Origin of the sequence: Oceanobacillus chungangensis, from assembly GCF_003369565.1 — a bacterium.
Classification (GTDB): Bacteria; Bacillota; Bacilli; order Bacillales; family Amphibacillaceae; genus Oceanobacillus; species Oceanobacillus chungangensis.
On record NZ_PIOD01000006.1, the window covers coordinates 133,059 to 148,932 of the forward strand.

The following is a 15,874-nucleotide window of genomic DNA, read 5'->3' on the forward strand; positions in this document are numbered from 1 at the left end:
TGATTCGCAGGAAAAATCAGCGTATTAAGATTACGATAGTAGTAGAGAAAAGGAGATGAACCATAATGAACATGTTGGAAGCACAGAAACTTCATAAAAGCTATGGTAATAAATTTAATCGGCAAGAGGTTTTAAAGGGTATTGATATTCACGTTGAGAAAGGAGAATTTGTAGGGATCATGGGTCCTTCAGGCTCCGGAAAAACGACGCTATTAAATGTCCTGTCGTCGATTGACCATGTCAGTCAAGGAACTATTAAAATAGAAGGTAAAGAATTTACGAGAATGAGGGATAAACAGTTAGCAGAATTTCGCAAGCATCACTTAGGATTTATTTTTCAAGACTACAATTTATTGGATACATTAACGGTAAAAGAAAATATCATGCTGCCATTAACAGTGAAAAAAGTTCCTAGAGATAAAGCACAACAATTATTTAAAGCAATTGTAAAGGAATTAGGGATTGAGGAAATCCAGGATAAATACCCGAATGAAATATCTGGAGGACAGAAGCAACGTACTTCCGCTGCACGTGCCTTTGTTCATCAACCAAGCATCATCTTTGCTGATGAGCCAACAGGTGCCCTTGATTCAAAAGCAGCATCGGATTTATTAAATAAATTAAGTGATTTGAATGAAAAGCTAGAAGCAACGATTGTGATGGTTACTCATGACCCACTTGCAGCAAGTTATTGCAGTAGAGTCGTATTTATTAAGGATGGGCAAATCTTTACGCAATTAAATAAAGGGGAAGAGGCAAGGCAAAGCTTTTTCAATGACATTATTAAAACCCAAGGAGTGCTAGGTGGGGTGCAACATGAGTATTAATCAACTCATCCTTCGAAACTTACGGAAAAATATTAGAAACTATTATCTTTATGTATTCGCCCTTATCTTTAGTGTTGCGTTATATTTTGCCTTTGTTACTTTACAGTATGACCCGTCTATGGATGAGGTGGAAGGGGGAATAAAAGGCGCAGCAGCAATTCGGGTTGGTTCTATCCTGTTAATCGCCATTGTAACGGTGTTTCTCATCTATGCAAATAATTTGTTTATCAAACGAAGAAGTAAAGAAATAGGGCTATTGCAATTAGTTGGATTAACAAAAGGAAAGATATTTCAAATTCTAAGTATTGAAAATATGCTGCTTTATTTTGGATCTTTGTTAATTGGTATTTTCCTCGGATTTAGTTCGTCTAAATTAGTCATGATGATTCTAATTAAAGTTTTAGATGTAGAAGAAACCGCTGTTTTAAGATTTTCATCAGAAGCGCTACTTCAGACCATTCTTGTTTTTGCAGGAATCTATGCGGTCATCTTAGTAATGAATGCAATCTTCATTAAAAGACAACGAATCCTGTCTTTATTTAATAGGGCATCCTCACGAGAGGGAAAAAGACGCAGGGTAACAATTGTAGAAATGGTTGTTGGAATTATGGGGCTAGCGCTTATCAGTCTGGGCTACTATTTATCGACAAAGCTCTTTGGTGGAGATTTTATGATGATGGAGGAATTGTTGATAGTGATGGTGATCATTCTAGCATCTGTCATTATAGGAACCTATCTTTTTTATAAAGGATCGATTAGCTTCATATTTAATCTGATTCGGAAAAAGAATGCAGGCTACTTAACGGTAAATAAAGTACTATCAGTTTCATCCATCATGTTTCGGATGAAATCAAATTCCTTACTTTTAACAGTAATTACAACAGTATCCGCTCTTGCCATTGGACTATTATCGTTGGCATATATTTCATATTATTCAATAGAAAAAAATGCAGACAGCAGTATCGTTAAAGATTTTTCAATTCCTGATTTAGCACATGCTGCACAATTTACAGAAGCATTAGATGAAGCACAAATTGAGTATATTAGAACGGAGATGGATCTATTAAATGTAAATGCTGATATATCGGAAATCGCAGGAGGAATTGAAGATTTAAACTTAAAAGATGAAGATCTTCTCGCACCAATGGTCGTTATCCCAGAAGATTGGGTAGAAGATATTGATCTTGATGAAAATGAGTCAATATTTGTAAATAATAACAATGCATTACAAGCCTTTCTGTCCCTTAAAGAAACTGGAAAATTCACTTTGTCTGGGAAAAATAATACAATTGAATTGAATTTTATTGGTTTAAAAGACAAGAATGTATTGCCAATGCGTTTAACAAATGGTGGATTACCTGTTGCCGTTGTTGATGATGCTGTTTACCAGGAATTAGCAAAGGATGCAGAAGCGTCGATTCAAGGAGAATTCTCTGTCTATGTCGGCATTAATATTAATGATAAAGGGGAAGTAAAAAAAGCTGACAGCATTTTCCAAGAACAAGGTATTAGTGAATGGACGGGCCATGAATCACAAATTGAATATATTAAATTGCAGAAACAAATTTTAGGGATAGGTCTGTTTGTTGTTGCTTTTTTAGGTGTAGCCTTTTTGATCACTTCTGGCTGTATTCTTTACTTTAAACAGATGGATGAAAGTGAAGAGGAGAAGGGGAGCTATACAATCTTAAGAAAACTAGGTTTTACAAAGGAAGATCTATTAAATGGAATTAAAGTGAAGCAGACCTTTAATTTTGGGATTCCATTATTGATTGGACTTTGTCATAGTTACTTTGCAGTAAAGTCTGGTTGGTTCTTATTTGGAACGGAGCTATGGACTCCTATGATTATCGTAATGGTCCTTTATGCATTACTCTATTCGATTTTCGGAATTCTATCTGTTCTATATAGCAAGCGTGTGATAAGTGAGTCATTATAGGAAAGGGAAAAGACGGAATTTATCGTGATTTCGTCTTTTCCCTTTTTTTTGGCACAGGGTGTTGCTTTAGAAACTAGCGCAATCCTGTATCTATATGTGCAAATCCTAGGTCTGTATCTACCTCACCATAAATTCTCTTTTCCTCTATATTTACACCATGAAGCCATTTTGCAAAATCAAATTTGACAGGTTCCTGGTCACCGCCAAGTGCAATCCATGCTTGTTTTTCTTTTGGCAAATAGACGGAAGTATGGATTGTTCCTGCCCAGCTATTATATTCCTTGGAAAACACACCTTTATCAGTATCATTCATCATACGGAATGCTGTAGAGGCATTGGTTGCTCTATCCTTTTGCTGTAAAATAGCAATTAAGCGTTTATGAGAGTCATCTAAATGACGGCGATTCTCGTCTGTCATGACTTCAAAGTGATTTGTACATGCATTTGATTTTCGCACTGCTACCGATCTTGGACTTGTTTCAATGATGTACGTTTCTTCAGTCGGGTCCAACACAATGTAGCTAAACGAATGACGATGTGGAATCTCGTTTAGAAGGGATATTACTTCCTCCACATTTGCACAGTTCTCTAGTATCATCCGACCAATCATCCAGCAAACGAATCCGTCACCGGGTTTCTTACGGTGAATTGCATTATAGCCCATCGAGAGTCCCATTTCGTTCATCCCGTCCATACGCCCGGTAATACGTTGTGCAGGACCGATACTAGCAAATCCTGTATCTGTCGGTTGAAAAATGGTGAACCGACCTTCATAGGTTTTCGGGTGAAAGTCATAATTTCTTACTAAGAAATCCTTACCAGTAAAGATCGAACAGCCACTACGTTCAATTGCAATTCGATATCCGCCAAAATCACGTAAAATGTCCTGCATCGGCAACTTAAGCGCATCATTCATACCTTCAATTTCTTCCCACATACCGGGTGCAAATTTTTTTAATGCATTTTTAGTTTCATTTACATCGACCGAAAACTTTGGTTTTCTGAGTTTCCATATTCGTTCACGATTCGTGGTTGTTAATGAATCTCTTAATTGCTCCCCCTGCATGAATCCAAAATCATAATGACTGCCCCGAAATTGGATAATATCACTATAAATTTGTTTCATTTCTCTCATCCTTTTTGTATTCTTTAGCTTTCATTTTACAGGAAGTTGGCTGGTAGAGGAAAGGTTTGGATTGTGATTGGCAGAGTGAGAGGATGAAAGAGGTGGGATGTATATAGCGAAGTATTCGTACAAAACGAGAAAATTATCGGAAAAGTTATGCTGAATCAATTAAAAAGATAAACCTGTATAAAATTATTACAGTTATACAGGTTTATCGGTAGAGTAAGTATAAAAATTGAGAGATTACTACCACTTATACAATACTTTATTTCCCTCGTCAGATATAGATTGTTCAGGTTTTGTGTTTCAGGCCAGCATTAATGGTTGCAGAAGAGTTTATTGGCGGCTATTGGAAGAGCTCCTATTAATAAGCTCCATGGCACCGATAACTCCTTGTTCATCATTAAGTTCAGGTGCAACAATCAGTTCATCGACAGAGCCAACATCAAGATAGCCATTCATCTGTTCCGTGAAATATTGACGGATGAGCGGGTAAAGTTTTTCCTGTTTCATAACACCGCCGCCCAAGATTATTTTTTCTGGCCTCAATATGACATAGTAATTCATAAGCGCTTGTGCTAGATAATAGGCCTCGATTTCCCAAACTTTATCATTGTCGACAAGCTCCGTTCCCGTCTTGCCATAGCGTCTTTCAATCGCAAATCCGGATGCCATGCCTTCAAGACAGGAACCATGGTACGGACAGCAGCCGTCAAATGAATCGTCTTTGTGTTTTTTTATAATAACATGACCCATTTCTGAGTGGTTCTTCCCCTGATAAATGCTGCCGTTTTGCACAAGACCAGCGCCAATTCCCGTTCCGACAGTAATATATAAACTGGTGTCTGCCCCACGTCCTGCACCGTATTTATATTCTGCAAGGCAGGCAGCATTGACATCCGTGTCCATAAAAACAGGTATGCTAAAATTCTCTCTCAACTGCTGCAGCAGCGGGTAATGCTTCCATTTCTCCTTCGGTGTATTTAAAAAACAGCCATAGGTTTCACTTTTTTTATCTAAGTCAAGTGGACCAAACGACGCAATGCCGAGTGCTTTGATGTCATACTTATCAAAAAAACGCTTCACCTCTCTCAACGTTTCTTTCGGGTCTGTAGTAGGAATACTTACTTTATCGATAATGTTCCTGCTTGTTTCCTCGCTTACGGCACAGACAAATTTTGTGCCACCTGCTTCAATTCCGCCAATATGCATATCGAGCCTCTCCTTAACTTTTTACTAACAGGATGGGGTCTTTTCCTGCCGTCACCTGTTTTTTATTTTCTGCTTTAATTGAGCTCATGGCGTCCGTGTTGGTAATAATGATGGGAATAATTGTTCCTGTTGCTCTCTCACGAATCATGTCGAGGTCAAAGCTAAGCAGGTGGTCACCCTGTTTTACTTTCTTTCCTTCCTCAACATGGGCAGTAAATCCTTCTCCGTTTAGATTTACCGTATCGAGCCCAACATGAATTAAAATTTCAGCACCATTTTCTGCTTCTATGCCAATCGCATGCTTTGTTGAAAACAACTGAATGATTTTCCCGTTAACAGGCGAAAAAATTTCACCAATTGAAGGATCGATGGCAATTCCATCTCCCATCATTTTTTCAGCAAATACTGGGTCGGGGACTTTTTCCAAACCAATCAATTCACCACTGACTGGCGCCAAAATCGTGATGTCCTTTATTGCCTCATTTTTCTTAAATAGATTTTTTAGCATATCTTCTCTCCTTTTCTATCTTAATAGGTTGTAACACGCTTCAAATCCCATTTTTTAATGTTCAATGTGGCACTTCCATCTTCTATATGCAGCAAAATCACATTGTTATCGTCAAAAACTCTTGATGTGAAAACTTCTTCCCCGTTGTTAAGAAAAAGCTCAATTGAGGAGGTATCTTTGAATACTTGAATGTTTCTCAGTTCCTTTAATATACAATGCCTTACTTCCATTAGCCCTGGCTTTGAAAAATGCTTTCTTTGGAAGGTAAATAACTGCTCCTTTCGATAGTAAATCAGTTTGGATTCTCCAATTTCAATCGTCAAACAGTCTGTATCCAAATTGTTAAAGTCGACGATCATTTCAAAAACAAGTCCCTGAAAACGTAACGCCTTATACTTTTCAAGGCGGGTATTCTCAAACATCATTTCTTTACCTCGAAGGGACTTTAGTTCTTCAACAGGGTGCTGCAGCAATTTCCCTTGTTTCCACTCAAGTTCGCGAGGCAAGGTTAGCGCATGAACCCACTCATATTTTGTTGTAGGCTGTTGTGAATTCTCATCTTCGGCATTGCCCATCCAGCCAAACACAAGCCGTCTTTCATTTGGTCCTGAAGTAGTTTGCGGAGCATAAAAATCAAACCCGCGATCCATTTCTCTAAAGGGACCATGTTGAAAAATCTCTTCTCTATCATTTATTTTTCCCGAAAAGTAGCCTGTTTGAAACACATTCTGGTATTCATAGCCTTTTGGCTCAATCCCTTGAGGACAAACCATTAATATATCTGTTCCGCCAAGTTCAAAAAAATCCGGGCATTCCCACATATAACCAAACGCCCCAAGGCCATTCTTTCCGCTTCCTGCAAGCGTACCATGGAAATTCCAATCATAGAGATTATTGGATGTGTAATACACCGCTTCTCCTGTACCGGCATCCGTTTGTGCACCGAGCACCATATACCATTTATTGTTTTTCCAGAAAACTTTAGGATCCCGAAAATGAGCAGTATAGCCGTCTGGCACATGGATCACAGGACCCTTCTTTTCAAAATGGATGCCATCCTTCGATACAGCCAGGCACTGATAGGAATCACGTTTCCCATTTTCATCTTTCACGTTTCCTGTGTAAAACACATACATCTTGTCCTCAAAAACAACTGCACTGCCTGAATAACATCCGTTCTTGTCGTACCAATCGCCAGGCGCTAAGACGATAGGGGCTTCATTCCAGTGAACAAGATCCGTTGATACAGAATGCCCCCAGAACTTGGAACCATGTGCTGTTGCAAAAGGATTCCACTGGTAAAAAATATGATATTCCCCTCGATAATAAACAAACCCGTTCGGATCATTCAACAATCCGACAGATGGCATCAAATGGTAGTGCAGGCGATAGGGGTCACTTGCTACCAGGGACTGATGTTTTTCGACTAAAGAATTTACTCTGTTTAAAATATCCTCTGATGAATTTCTCATAAAACTCTCCTACTTTATTTTGTTTCTGGTGATTTTACTTCTTTTAGCATCTTATCGGTAAATCCGAAGAACCAGGTTAAAACGAAAGCAATTGCAATTGCCGTAATATTTACAAATAGATATTGAAAAACTTGCCCATTCAGATACAGAAGGGTGCCCGGAATAACAGTCACGGCCATACCTGTTCCGGCGAGCTCCATGATGGACGCTAAGAAACCTCCGACGGCCCCACCAATAAGTCCCATGAGGAACGGTTTGAAGTAGCGTAAGTTTACACCGAATATCGCCGGTTCTGTAATTCCAAGAAGAGCAGAAAGGGATGACGGATATGCCAGTGCTTTCAATTTCCCAGATTTTGTTTTCAACGCAACGGCCAATGTTGCTCCGCCTTGTGCTGCAGTTGCACAGGATACAATCGCATTATATGGGTTGCTGCCAAGCGACTCGAGGAGCTGAATTTCAAGGAAGTTGAAGACATGGTGAACTCCTGTTACAACGATAAGCTGGTTAAGTCCGCCTAAGATAATACCAGAGAGACCAAACGGCATGCCGAGAACTGCCACTACTGCATCAAGCAATAGACCTTCAACCGAATGGAAGACTGGTCCAATAACGAATAGTGAGAGCGTAATCATAACCAATAATGTGAAAAATGGCGTTACGAGCAGGTCGAGTACATCCGGTGTCTTTTTCCTTACCCAGCGTTCTACCTTAGCACCAATAAATCCTGCTATAAACGCCGGAAGCACAGATCCTTGATAACCAACTACAGGAATAAAGCCGAAGAACATAATTGGGTCTGCAACTTGGCTAGCCACATCATAAGCATTTGGCAAAGCCGGACTGACAAGCATTAATCCTAGAACTAGACCAATAATCGGACTTCCGCCAAATACTCTGAATGCAGACCAAGCGACTAGCGCTGGTAGGAAGGCGAATGCTGTATCCGTTAACACTTGGGTGAACAATATAAAGTTTTGTGAGATATCATCAGGTGTCATGCCGAATAGGGCAAGGATATTTTCCTGCATAAGCAATCCGCGAACACCCATGAACAATCCGGTTGCAACGAGTACCGGAATAATTGGCACAAAGACATCACCAAATGTTCGGATGGCCCGTTGGAACTTGCTTCCACTTTGTGCTGCTTTTGAACTCTGTTCAGATTTAGTCATAGAATTGAGACCAAGTTTTTCCGCTTCTTCAAACATCTTATTAACCGTACCAGTTCCAAAAATTACTTGGTACTGGCCGGAATTAAAGAAAGCACCTTTTACTTTATCAATATTTTCCACTTGTTCCTTATCAATCTTTTCTTTGTCATTCACAATAAACCTGAGTCGTGTTGCACAGTGAGTGACAGAGGAAATATTATCCTTTCCGCCAATCGCAGCAATCAACTCCTCCACAATTTTACTATTCTTGTTATCTGACATTCATTTCACTCCTTTGTAAGGGATAGTTCTTTTGCTTCCCGGTTCTTTCGTCAAAGCGCCAGTTGCAAGAGATTGGTCGTACCTTTTTTCTCCTAATATAAACTTATGCGATACCTATGGAATCGATTCCATGATTAGCAGAATTAACTTTACTTAGTAGGAAATTATTCTCTGCCAAGTAAAGCAGTTATTAATTGACTGTACATTTCAAAAATGAATTAGAGATTTTCACTCTTGAAAAATCGGCCGCTGCTTTTTGTGGAATCGATTCCACAATGAGTAAATAATATAGATGAAATCGATTTCAACTATATTATATACTCGTTCTTTCAATCAGTCTATAGTCTAGAACAATTTTTTCGGTATGATTTTTGGAATGCATGCAATTAATCAGTTGTATGGCTGCTTCCTCTCCCGCCTTTTCATTTTGATAATCAACAGTCGTGAGGGGCGGATCCAGATACTGAGCAAACTCAGATGCTCCAAACCCGGCAATGGCCATGTCTTCTGGTACACGCATACCCTGTTTTTTCAAATAACTCATTGCACCCATCGCCAGCCTGTCTGTAACAGCGATTAAAGCTGTAGGTATTTTATTCGGGGAACGACGGCTGTTCGACAATATTTTTTCCATTGCATCATAACCTGAATCAATATCAAAGATTCCCTTTTCCAACCATGTTTCGCTCACTTCTAATTGATGAGCTGCCATTTCTTGAAGGAATCCCTTTTTTCGCATGCCAACGGCCTGGTCTGTCTCATCGACACCAATGAAGGCAATACGCTCATGTCCCTTATCAATCAGCAGAGATGTCAGCTCACGGGAGGCATGATAATCATCATATGTTACCGACATCATCCCTTCTGCCGCCTGGCCGACCATCACGAGGGGGATGTTGATTTCTTTAATTTTTTCCAAAAGCTTTGGCTCGGTATTCGTCGCAATCAGAACAATTCCATCGACACCGCGAACTTTCAGAAGATCCAGATATTCAAATTCCTTTTCTTTGTTTAAGTTGGTATTCGCTAGCAGAATCTCATATCCCAGCTTGGAAAATTCTCTCCCAAGCCCTGTTACAATTTTGCTTGACGTCTCAGTCTGAATCGTGGGTAAAATGACGCCAACGATTTTCGTTTTTTTCGTCCTTAGCGATTTCGCGTGTTGGCTCGGCGTGTAATTCGTTTGCTCGACTACCTTTTCCACACGCATTCTCGCATCCTCGCTGACATATCCCGAATTGTTCAGCACCCGTGACACAGTAGATTTCGATACTTTCGCCATCTCAGCAATATCCTTAATCGTAACCAAATCCAAACCTCCAATCTTTTTATATTTTATCATGGGGGAGATTTTTTAGCTTCTTTCGAGTATAGTTCGATAGACATAATTTAGATAATACATATAAAATCCAGGGAGGTTTTTCATGAATTTATATCTGCAAGAATCATAGGACATATTTGAGGCAACATCATTTCTTAAAAAATTCAAATTATTTTAAAAAAGGGGTTGCATTCCTGTATGTAATCATATATATTGTTATATAACAAATGGAAATAGTAATTCCTGTTATATAAGAGAGAGGAGGGAACAGAATGAAACAATATGAAAGTGTATCTTGTCCTGAATGTGGCAAAGAAGTAGATCCCAAAAGTTATACAATGGAATGTGATTATTGCCTATCGAAAAAGGAAGATTAATTTTTTTGGTTAAACTGTTATATATCAGTATATAAATAGTGTGTCTATAATATAACAACGATTAGGAGTGATTATACAAATGCTGATGAAAAGTGAAACAATACAGATTAAACATGATAGGAAATACAAAACTCTTCTAACACCAGAGGCGCTGGCTTTTCTCGAAAAACTTCATCATAACTTTGATGAGCGTCGGCGAGATTTATTGAAAATTAGGAAAGAGATCCAGCAAAAATTAAAAGAAGGCCAAAAGCTGGATTTCCTGACCGAAACAAAGAATATTAGGGAGGATAACTGGACTATTGAAAGTATTCCAGAGGATCTACAGGATCGTAGGGTGGAAATTACTGGACCGGTTAACCGTAAGATGATCATCAATGCATTAAATTCTGGTGCAAAGACCTTCATGGCTGATTTTGAGGACGCAACATCACCAACTTGGGAAAATGTGATGGATGGTCAGCTTAACTTACAAGATGCCATTCGACGTGAAATTGATTTTGACGCATCAAATGGAAAAAAATATCGCCTCAATGAAAAAACAGCTGTATTAATTGTCAGACCGCGTGGATGGCATTTGGAGGAACATCATATCGAGGTGAATGGCAAAGCGATGTCGGCGAGTCTTGTTGATTTTGGACTTTATTTTTATCATAATGCGAAAGAATTGCTGGCAAGAGGGTCTGGTCCTTATTTCTATCTTCCAAAATTGGAAAGTCATCTGGAGGCAAGACTTTGGAATGATGTTTTCGTATTTTCACAAAATCTACTTGGTATTCCACAGCGGACAATCAAGGCAACCGTACTAATCGAGACAATCACTGCAGCATTTGAAATGGATGAAATCCTTTATGAATTAAAAGAACACTCAGCTGGACTTAATTGTGGAAGATGGGATTATATTTTCAGCTACATTAAAAAATTCCAACATGACCCGGCAGTAATACTGCCTGACAGATCCACGGTAACGATGGAGGTGCCATTTATGCGTTCCTATTCGCTTCTGGTGATTAAAACCTGTCACCGAAGGAATGCACCAGCAATTGGAGGGATGGCTGCACAGATACCAGTGAAAAATGATGTAGAGAAGAATAAGGCGGCTTTCGAAAAAGTCCGTACCGATAAGGAAAGAGAAGTCAATGACGGCCATGATGGCACATGGGTGGCACATCCAGGAATGGTACAGTTTGTAACCGATATTTTTGATAAGGGTATGACTAACTCGAACCAGATTTCCAAAAAGCGGGAGGATGTGGATGTTTCAGCGCAAGACCTTGTCCGTGTACCGGAAGGCGAAATCACAGATGGAGGTCTTCGGACGAATATTAATGTCGGTATCCAGTACATTGCGGCATGGCTTTCGGGCAAGGGAGCTGTACCAATAAATAATCTGATGGAAGATGCAGCAACAGCCGAGATATCGCGTGCACAGATCTGGCAATGGATCAAGCATCCAAAAGGTATATTATCGGATGGCAGGGAAATCACGATAGAACTTGCAGAAGCAATGATCAATGAAGAAATGAAAAAGATGCAAGCACAGTTTGGGGTTGACCTATTTGAAGAAGGCAATTTTGAAACAGCTGCAGAGATTTTTCGAAATCTGATTAATCAGGATGAATTTGCTGAGTTTTTAACGATACCTGCGTATGGACAATTAATTAAAGGGGGAATAGCGTAATGGGAAATCAACGAGCAGAACAAATAAAAAATGATTGGGAAAATAATTTCCGCTGGGAAGGGGTGGAACGACCATATAGTGCAGAAGATGTTATCCGGCTTCGTGGTTCGATTGACATAGAATACACCCTTGCAGACAGAGGCGCAAGGAAGCTCTGGAATTTGATCAACACCGAGGACTATGTGAATGCACTTGGAGCGTTGACAGGGAATCAGGCAGTACAACAAGTGAAGGCGGGTCTTAAAGCGATTTACCTAAGTGGATGGCAGGTTGCTGCAGATGCTAATCAGGCTGGACAAATGTATCCAGACCAAAGTCTTTATCCAGCAAACAGTGTGCCGGATGTTGTAAGGCGTATCAACCAGGCACTGCAGCGTGCAGACCAGATCCATCATTCTGAGGAGAATAACGAGATTGACTGGTTTGCGCCGATTGTTGCTGATGCAGAAGCAGGCTTCGGCGGCCAGCTAAATGTATTTGAATTAATGAAGTCAATGATTGAGTCAGGGGCTTCTGCCGTTCACTTTGAAGATCAACTGTCATCAGAGAAAAAATGTGGCCATTTGGGTGGCAAAGTATTGCTTCCGACACAAAATGCAATTAAAAATCTGATTGCTGCCCGTTTTGCAGCAGATGTCATGGGCACACCTACGATTATCATTGCAAGAACAGATGCCAATGCTGCAGATATGATTACAAATGATATTGACCCATATGATGCCGCGTTCATGACGGGTGAGCGTACACCGGAAGGCTTTTACAAAACCAAATCAGGAATCGAACAGGCGATAGCTCGTGGATTGGCTTATGCAGCCTATGCAGATTTGATCTGGTGCGAAACATCAGAACCAAATATGGAGGAGGCAAAGATGTTTGCGGACGCTATTCATCAGGAGTACCCAAACAAATTACTTGCTTATAATTGCTCTCCCTCTTTTAACTGGAAACGCAAATTGACAGATGATGAGATAGCTAATTTTCAAAGAGAACTTGGAAAGATGGGCTATAAATTCCAATTTGTTACATTGGCAGGATTCCATGCACTGAATCACAGTATGTTTGAACTAGCCCGAAAGTATAAAGATGAAGGAATGGCTGCCTACTCCGAACTTCAACAGGCTGAATTTAGCAGTGAGCAATACGGGTATAGTGCAACAAGGCATCAACGCGAGGTTGGTACAGGTTATTTTGATGAAGTTGCACAAGTTATATCAGGTGGTACAGCTTCAACAACTGCGCTGAAAGGGTCTACAGAGGCAGAACAGTTTACACGATAATATAACTAAAAAAACTGCTTACTAATTGGGATCTCTTATGCTTTGTTCACTGGTTATGAAATTGATAGGAATCTAGTAAATAACAGTTCCTTGCTTTCTGTTATTTAGAGATTATCGGACATTTTGAAGGAAAGCGAGATGTGATAAGGAGTATAATACGTCCACTGTTTTGGTGAATCGTTTACCCCGGATTGCGAATGAGTACGAGAAATCGTAAAATCTGATTAGAAACAGGCAAAACACAAAAGGATTTCTCTGTTCGTATTGATCGAATAGAACTATGGAGAAAGGCGATATGACTAGTCATATCGTCTACTTTTATGTTGATTTAACTCAACTCTTGTACTTACAAGTGGTATTTCTATTTAACATATTATCAGAAATATAAAATTGCAGTTCATAATTCAGGAGATTATTAAGACTATCGAAGAATTGGTCAACAATTGGAAAACAAAATGAAGTGGTTTATAATAATTATTAAAAACAAAAAGACGCTTATTTCTTCAAAGAAAGCGTTTTGTAAGATGCTAGTGAGAGGAATCGAACCTCCGACCTCTTCATCACGAATGAAACGCACTACCGACTGTGCTACACCAACAAATGAAAAAAAGTATAATAAAAATACTACTCCTATTATTTATGCTCTTTAAGTACTTTACATAAAAGAAAGATTAATGATAATGATATTTCTGTTTTAATGAACGATAAATGGAAGGGAGAAATAGGCATTGGTAAAGATTCAAAAGGCTGGACCAAATCATATTGATGGAATCGCAAGGGTTTGTAGTGCAAGTTATTGGGCGACATATGGTGATTTGCTTTCAAGGGAATACATCGAACGCATGATTAAGGAATTTTATACTCCAGAACGCTTACTCAAAGAAGTGACAACAACCTCAAGATCATGGAATGGCTGGACCGTCGCTGTCGAGAATGGAGAAGTCATAGGTGCAGGCGTTGGGGGAATGATAAGTGAGAACCATGGCGAATTATTTGTATTATATGCAGACCCAGAGCGTAGAAATGAGGGAATTGGCGGGGAGATTCTTGATGCAGTCACCAAGGAGTTGATCGAATATGGTGCAAGAGAACAGTGGGTGAACGTTACGAAAGGAAACAAAAAAGGCCTTCCATTTTATGAGGCAAAAGGATTTCAATTTATCCATGAACAGGAAGAGTATGGAGTCATCGAAGGAGAGGATTTTAAAGCGCTACGGTGCCATCGATTTCTGTGATGGTTTACTCGTTAGCTGATTTAACTCAAAATAAGCGAATATATCCATTGAACATGCTGATAAATAATGGTCTAATTGCAAAAGGATGGTTGAAGTTATGAATAACATTACGAAAATGAAAATTTTAAAGCCTGCAAATGAAGTATTTGAAGCATTTGTCGATCCTACTAAAATTGCGGGATTTTGGTTTTCATTTAGTTCCGAGAGATGGGAACAAGGGAAGACGATTACATTAAGATACGACGAATACGGTGCCCAAGGAGAAATAGAAATAAAAGAAATCGAAGCGAATAGAAAAATAGTTTTTGTCGATGGCTCAGGGCATCTTATCACGATATTGTTGACTGCGCTTGATAGTACAAATACTATTATCGAAATACAAGAAGAAAGTTTTAATGAAAATGATCCTGAGTTTATCAATCAATTAATTGATAATAAAGAGGGTTGGGTTTATATGCTTACTTGTTTAAAGGGATATTTGGAGTACGGTGTTAATTTGCGAGCAGCATTAGTTAAATAATCTCCTGTAAAAAGAGCGATATCGCTCTTTTTGTTTTCATGCCAAGGTTTTCATGCCAAGAAAATACTATATAAAATGATATACATATCAACTGACTCTATATCTTTTTTCACATTCAAAACAAAAACCAATACATTCATCAATTTCCTCTTCTTGGTAATAATAATAAATGCAAAATTAATTAGAGGAAGTGGTAGATAAATGATGAGAAAATATGTATTTGTTCTATTAGCTTCTATACTTGCATTGCTGTTCACGTCGCAAGTTTCAGCTAATCCTGATGGTACAGTGCAAGATGAAATGGTCTGGCATGTGGGAAAAGATCATAAACGTTCTTTCAAAAGTGAAGCATTATTAAAGCTTCATGCGATGGAGCTAGAAATAGAAACAGAGGGAAAGGATATGGAAACATTATCCAAGGAAGTGCATGAAGGGATGATAAAGCGGAAAGCAGCCGAACTGGGAATTGACTCGGAAGGAAGAGACATAGAGGAATTAGGTAAAGAAGTACATCAAATGATGATGGTTAAAAAGGCAGAATCACTTGGAATAAATATAGAAGGTAAGGATTCCGAAACAATAGCAAAAGAGGTTCATGAGACTAAGATAAAAAAGATGGCCGCCAAGTTAGGAATAAAAACAGCGGACAAGGACTTAGAGAAATTAAGAAAAGAAGTTATGGAAACGTATCTTAGATCGGAAGCAGAGAAGTTAGGAATACTTACGGCTGGAAAAAATCCAAAAGAAATAGCACATGAAATTCATAAAGCGAAAATATTAAAAGCTGCAGACAAATTAGGAATCGATGTAAAGAATAAAAATTCTGAGCAGATTTTAGATGAAATCATTACCAATCATTTAGACCAAGCAGAGGAGCTAAAAGTCTATCCATTTGATCGCAAAAAGGAATAATAAAAAAAGGATGGTAATGCCCTCCTAAAGA

General features: G+C 39.0%; 14 protein-coding genes and 1 tRNA gene. 8 read left to right on the forward strand and 7 right to left on the reverse strand.

Annotated elements, in window-relative coordinates; translation table 11 throughout:
* The first annotated feature begins 65 nt into the window (after nucleotides 1-65).
* Nucleotides 66-827, forward strand: a complete 762-nt coding sequence (locus tag CWR45_RS06755) for an ABC transporter ATP-binding protein (RefSeq protein ID WP_115749106.1) — start codon at nucleotides 66-68, stop codon at nucleotides 825-827.
* Nucleotides 817-2,766 (forward strand): FtsX-like permease family protein, encoded by a 1,950-nt coding sequence (locus CWR45_RS06760; protein ID WP_115749107.1) that lies wholly within the window; start codon nucleotides 817-819, stop codon nucleotides 2,764-2,766. The genes CWR45_RS06755 and CWR45_RS06760 overlap by 11 nt, the downstream gene beginning before the upstream one ends.
* Nucleotides 2,767-2,839: 73 nt before the next feature.
* Here the strand turns inward: CWR45_RS06760 and CWR45_RS06765 are convergent, their stop codons facing one another.
* From CWR45_RS06765 to CWR45_RS06790, 6 genes are all read right to left on the reverse strand, one after another.
* On the reverse strand, nucleotides 2,840-3,892 hold the full coding sequence (locus CWR45_RS06765) for a C45 family autoproteolytic acyltransferase/hydrolase (RefSeq protein WP_115749108.1): 1,053 nt from the start codon (nucleotides 3,890-3,892) through the stop codon (nucleotides 2,840-2,842).
* Between the two features lie 336 nt (nucleotides 3,893-4,228).
* Nucleotides 4,229-5,104 carry an ROK family protein gene (locus CWR45_RS06770; RefSeq protein WP_115749109.1) on the reverse strand — a complete coding sequence of 292 codons (876 nt, stop codon included), beginning with the start codon at nucleotides 5,102-5,104 and terminating at the stop codon, nucleotides 4,229-4,231.
* A 13-nt stretch (nucleotides 5,105-5,117) separates the two neighbouring features.
* Entirely contained in the window at nucleotides 5,118-5,612 is a 495-nt protein-coding gene (locus CWR45_RS06775; protein ID WP_115749110.1) for a PTS sugar transporter subunit IIA, read from the reverse strand.
* Between the two features lie 20 nt (nucleotides 5,613-5,632).
* The gene (locus tag CWR45_RS06780; RefSeq protein WP_115749111.1) at nucleotides 5,633-7,084 is read right to left on the reverse strand and encodes a glycoside hydrolase family 32 protein; all 1,452 of its coding nucleotides are present in this window, start codon (nucleotides 7,082-7,084) and stop codon (nucleotides 5,633-5,635) included.
* A gap of 14 nt (nucleotides 7,085-7,098) precedes the next feature.
* A complete protein-coding gene (locus tag CWR45_RS06785) occupies nucleotides 7,099-8,520 on the reverse strand; it encodes a sucrose-specific PTS transporter subunit IIBC (RefSeq protein ID WP_115749112.1) in 1,422 nt (473 codons plus the stop codon).
* 313 nt (nucleotides 8,521-8,833) lie between these two features.
* Complete coding sequence (locus CWR45_RS06790; RefSeq protein ID WP_115749113.1) at nucleotides 8,834-9,829, reverse strand: LacI family DNA-binding transcriptional regulator; 996 nt, start codon at nucleotides 9,827-9,829, stop codon at nucleotides 8,834-8,836.
* 284 nt (nucleotides 9,830-10,113) lie between these two features.
* Here CWR45_RS06790 and CWR45_RS19995 point away from each other — a divergent pair, with 284 nt between their 5' ends.
* The 3 genes from CWR45_RS19995 to aceA all read left to right on the forward strand — a co-directional run bounded on the left by CWR45_RS19995 (nucleotide 10,114) and on the right by aceA (nucleotide 13,176).
* Nucleotides 10,114-10,218: a YhfH family protein gene (locus CWR45_RS19995; protein ID WP_211315942.1), complete on the forward strand. Its 105-nt coding sequence runs from the start codon at nucleotides 10,114-10,116 to the stop codon at nucleotides 10,216-10,218.
* Nucleotides 10,219-10,297: 79 nt separating this feature from the next.
* Nucleotides 10,298-11,899 (forward strand): malate synthase A, encoded by a 1,602-nt coding sequence (aceB, locus tag CWR45_RS06795; protein WP_115749114.1) that lies wholly within the window; start codon nucleotides 10,298-10,300, stop codon nucleotides 11,897-11,899.
* Nucleotides 11,899-13,176 (forward strand): isocitrate lyase, encoded by a 1,278-nt coding sequence (gene aceA / locus CWR45_RS06800; RefSeq protein WP_115749115.1) that lies wholly within the window; start codon nucleotides 11,899-11,901, stop codon nucleotides 13,174-13,176. Before aceB ends, aceA begins: the two co-directional genes overlap by 1 nt.
* Nucleotides 13,177-13,701: 525 nt before the next feature.
* On the opposite strand, the gene CWR45_RS06805 is transcribed toward aceA, so the two are convergent.
* Nucleotides 13,702-13,774: transfer RNA gene (locus CWR45_RS06805), tRNA-Thr, on the reverse strand.
* Between the two features lie 130 nt (nucleotides 13,775-13,904).
* Between CWR45_RS06805 and CWR45_RS06810 the strand changes: the two genes are divergently transcribed.
* The 3 genes from CWR45_RS06810 to CWR45_RS06820 all read left to right on the forward strand — a co-directional run bounded on the left by CWR45_RS06810 (nucleotide 13,905) and on the right by CWR45_RS06820 (nucleotide 15,843).
* Nucleotides 13,905-14,411 carry a GNAT family N-acetyltransferase gene (locus CWR45_RS06810; RefSeq protein WP_115749116.1) on the forward strand — a complete coding sequence of 169 codons (507 nt, stop codon included), beginning with the start codon at nucleotides 13,905-13,907 and terminating at the stop codon, nucleotides 14,409-14,411.
* A gap of 97 nt (nucleotides 14,412-14,508) precedes the next feature.
* Nucleotides 14,509-14,931, forward strand: a complete 423-nt coding sequence (locus CWR45_RS06815) for an SRPBCC family protein (RefSeq protein WP_115749117.1) — start codon at nucleotides 14,509-14,511, stop codon at nucleotides 14,929-14,931.
* Between the two features lie 201 nt (nucleotides 14,932-15,132).
* Entirely contained in the window at nucleotides 15,133-15,843 is a 711-nt protein-coding gene (locus CWR45_RS06820; RefSeq protein ID WP_115749118.1) for a hypothetical protein, read from the forward strand.
* Nucleotides 15,844-15,874 lie beyond the last annotated feature (31 nt).

Bases quoted from the DNA above. Each gene is read 5' to 3' on its own strand.
- CWR45_RS06755 (WP_115749106.1), top strand. From the start codon at position 66: ATGAACATGTTGGAAGCACAGAAACTTCATAAAAGCTATGGTAATAAA.
- CWR45_RS06760 (WP_115749107.1), top strand. From the start codon at position 817: ATGAGTATTAATCAACTCATCCTTCGAAACTTACGGAAAAATATTAGA.
- CWR45_RS06765 (WP_115749108.1), bottom strand. From the start codon at position 3,892: ATGAAACAAATTTATAGTGATATTATCCAATTTCGGGGCAGTCATTAT.
- CWR45_RS06770 (WP_115749109.1), bottom strand. From the start codon at position 5,104: ATGCATATTGGCGGAATTGAAGCAGGTGGCACAAAATTTGTCTGTGCC.
- CWR45_RS06775 (WP_115749110.1), bottom strand. From the start codon at position 5,612: ATGCTAAAAAATCTATTTAAGAAAAATGAGGCAATAAAGGACATCACG.
- CWR45_RS06780 (WP_115749111.1), bottom strand. From the start codon at position 7,084: ATGAGAAATTCATCAGAGGATATTTTAAACAGAGTAAATTCTTTAGTC.
- CWR45_RS06785 (WP_115749112.1), bottom strand. From the start codon at position 8,520: ATGTCAGATAACAAGAATAGTAAAATTGTGGAGGAGTTGATTGCTGCG.
- CWR45_RS19995 (WP_211315942.1), top strand. From the start codon at position 10,114: ATGAAACAATATGAAAGTGTATCTTGTCCTGAATGTGGCAAAGAAGTA.
- aceB (WP_115749114.1), top strand. From the start codon at position 10,298: ATGCTGATGAAAAGTGAAACAATACAGATTAAACATGATAGGAAATAC.
- aceA (WP_115749115.1), top strand. From the start codon at position 11,899: ATGGGAAATCAACGAGCAGAACAAATAAAAAATGATTGGGAAAATAAT.
- CWR45_RS06815 (WP_115749117.1), top strand. From the start codon at position 14,509: ATGAATAACATTACGAAAATGAAAATTTTAAAGCCTGCAAATGAAGTA.
- CWR45_RS06820 (WP_115749118.1), top strand. From the start codon at position 15,133: ATGATGAGAAAATATGTATTTGTTCTATTAGCTTCTATACTTGCATTG.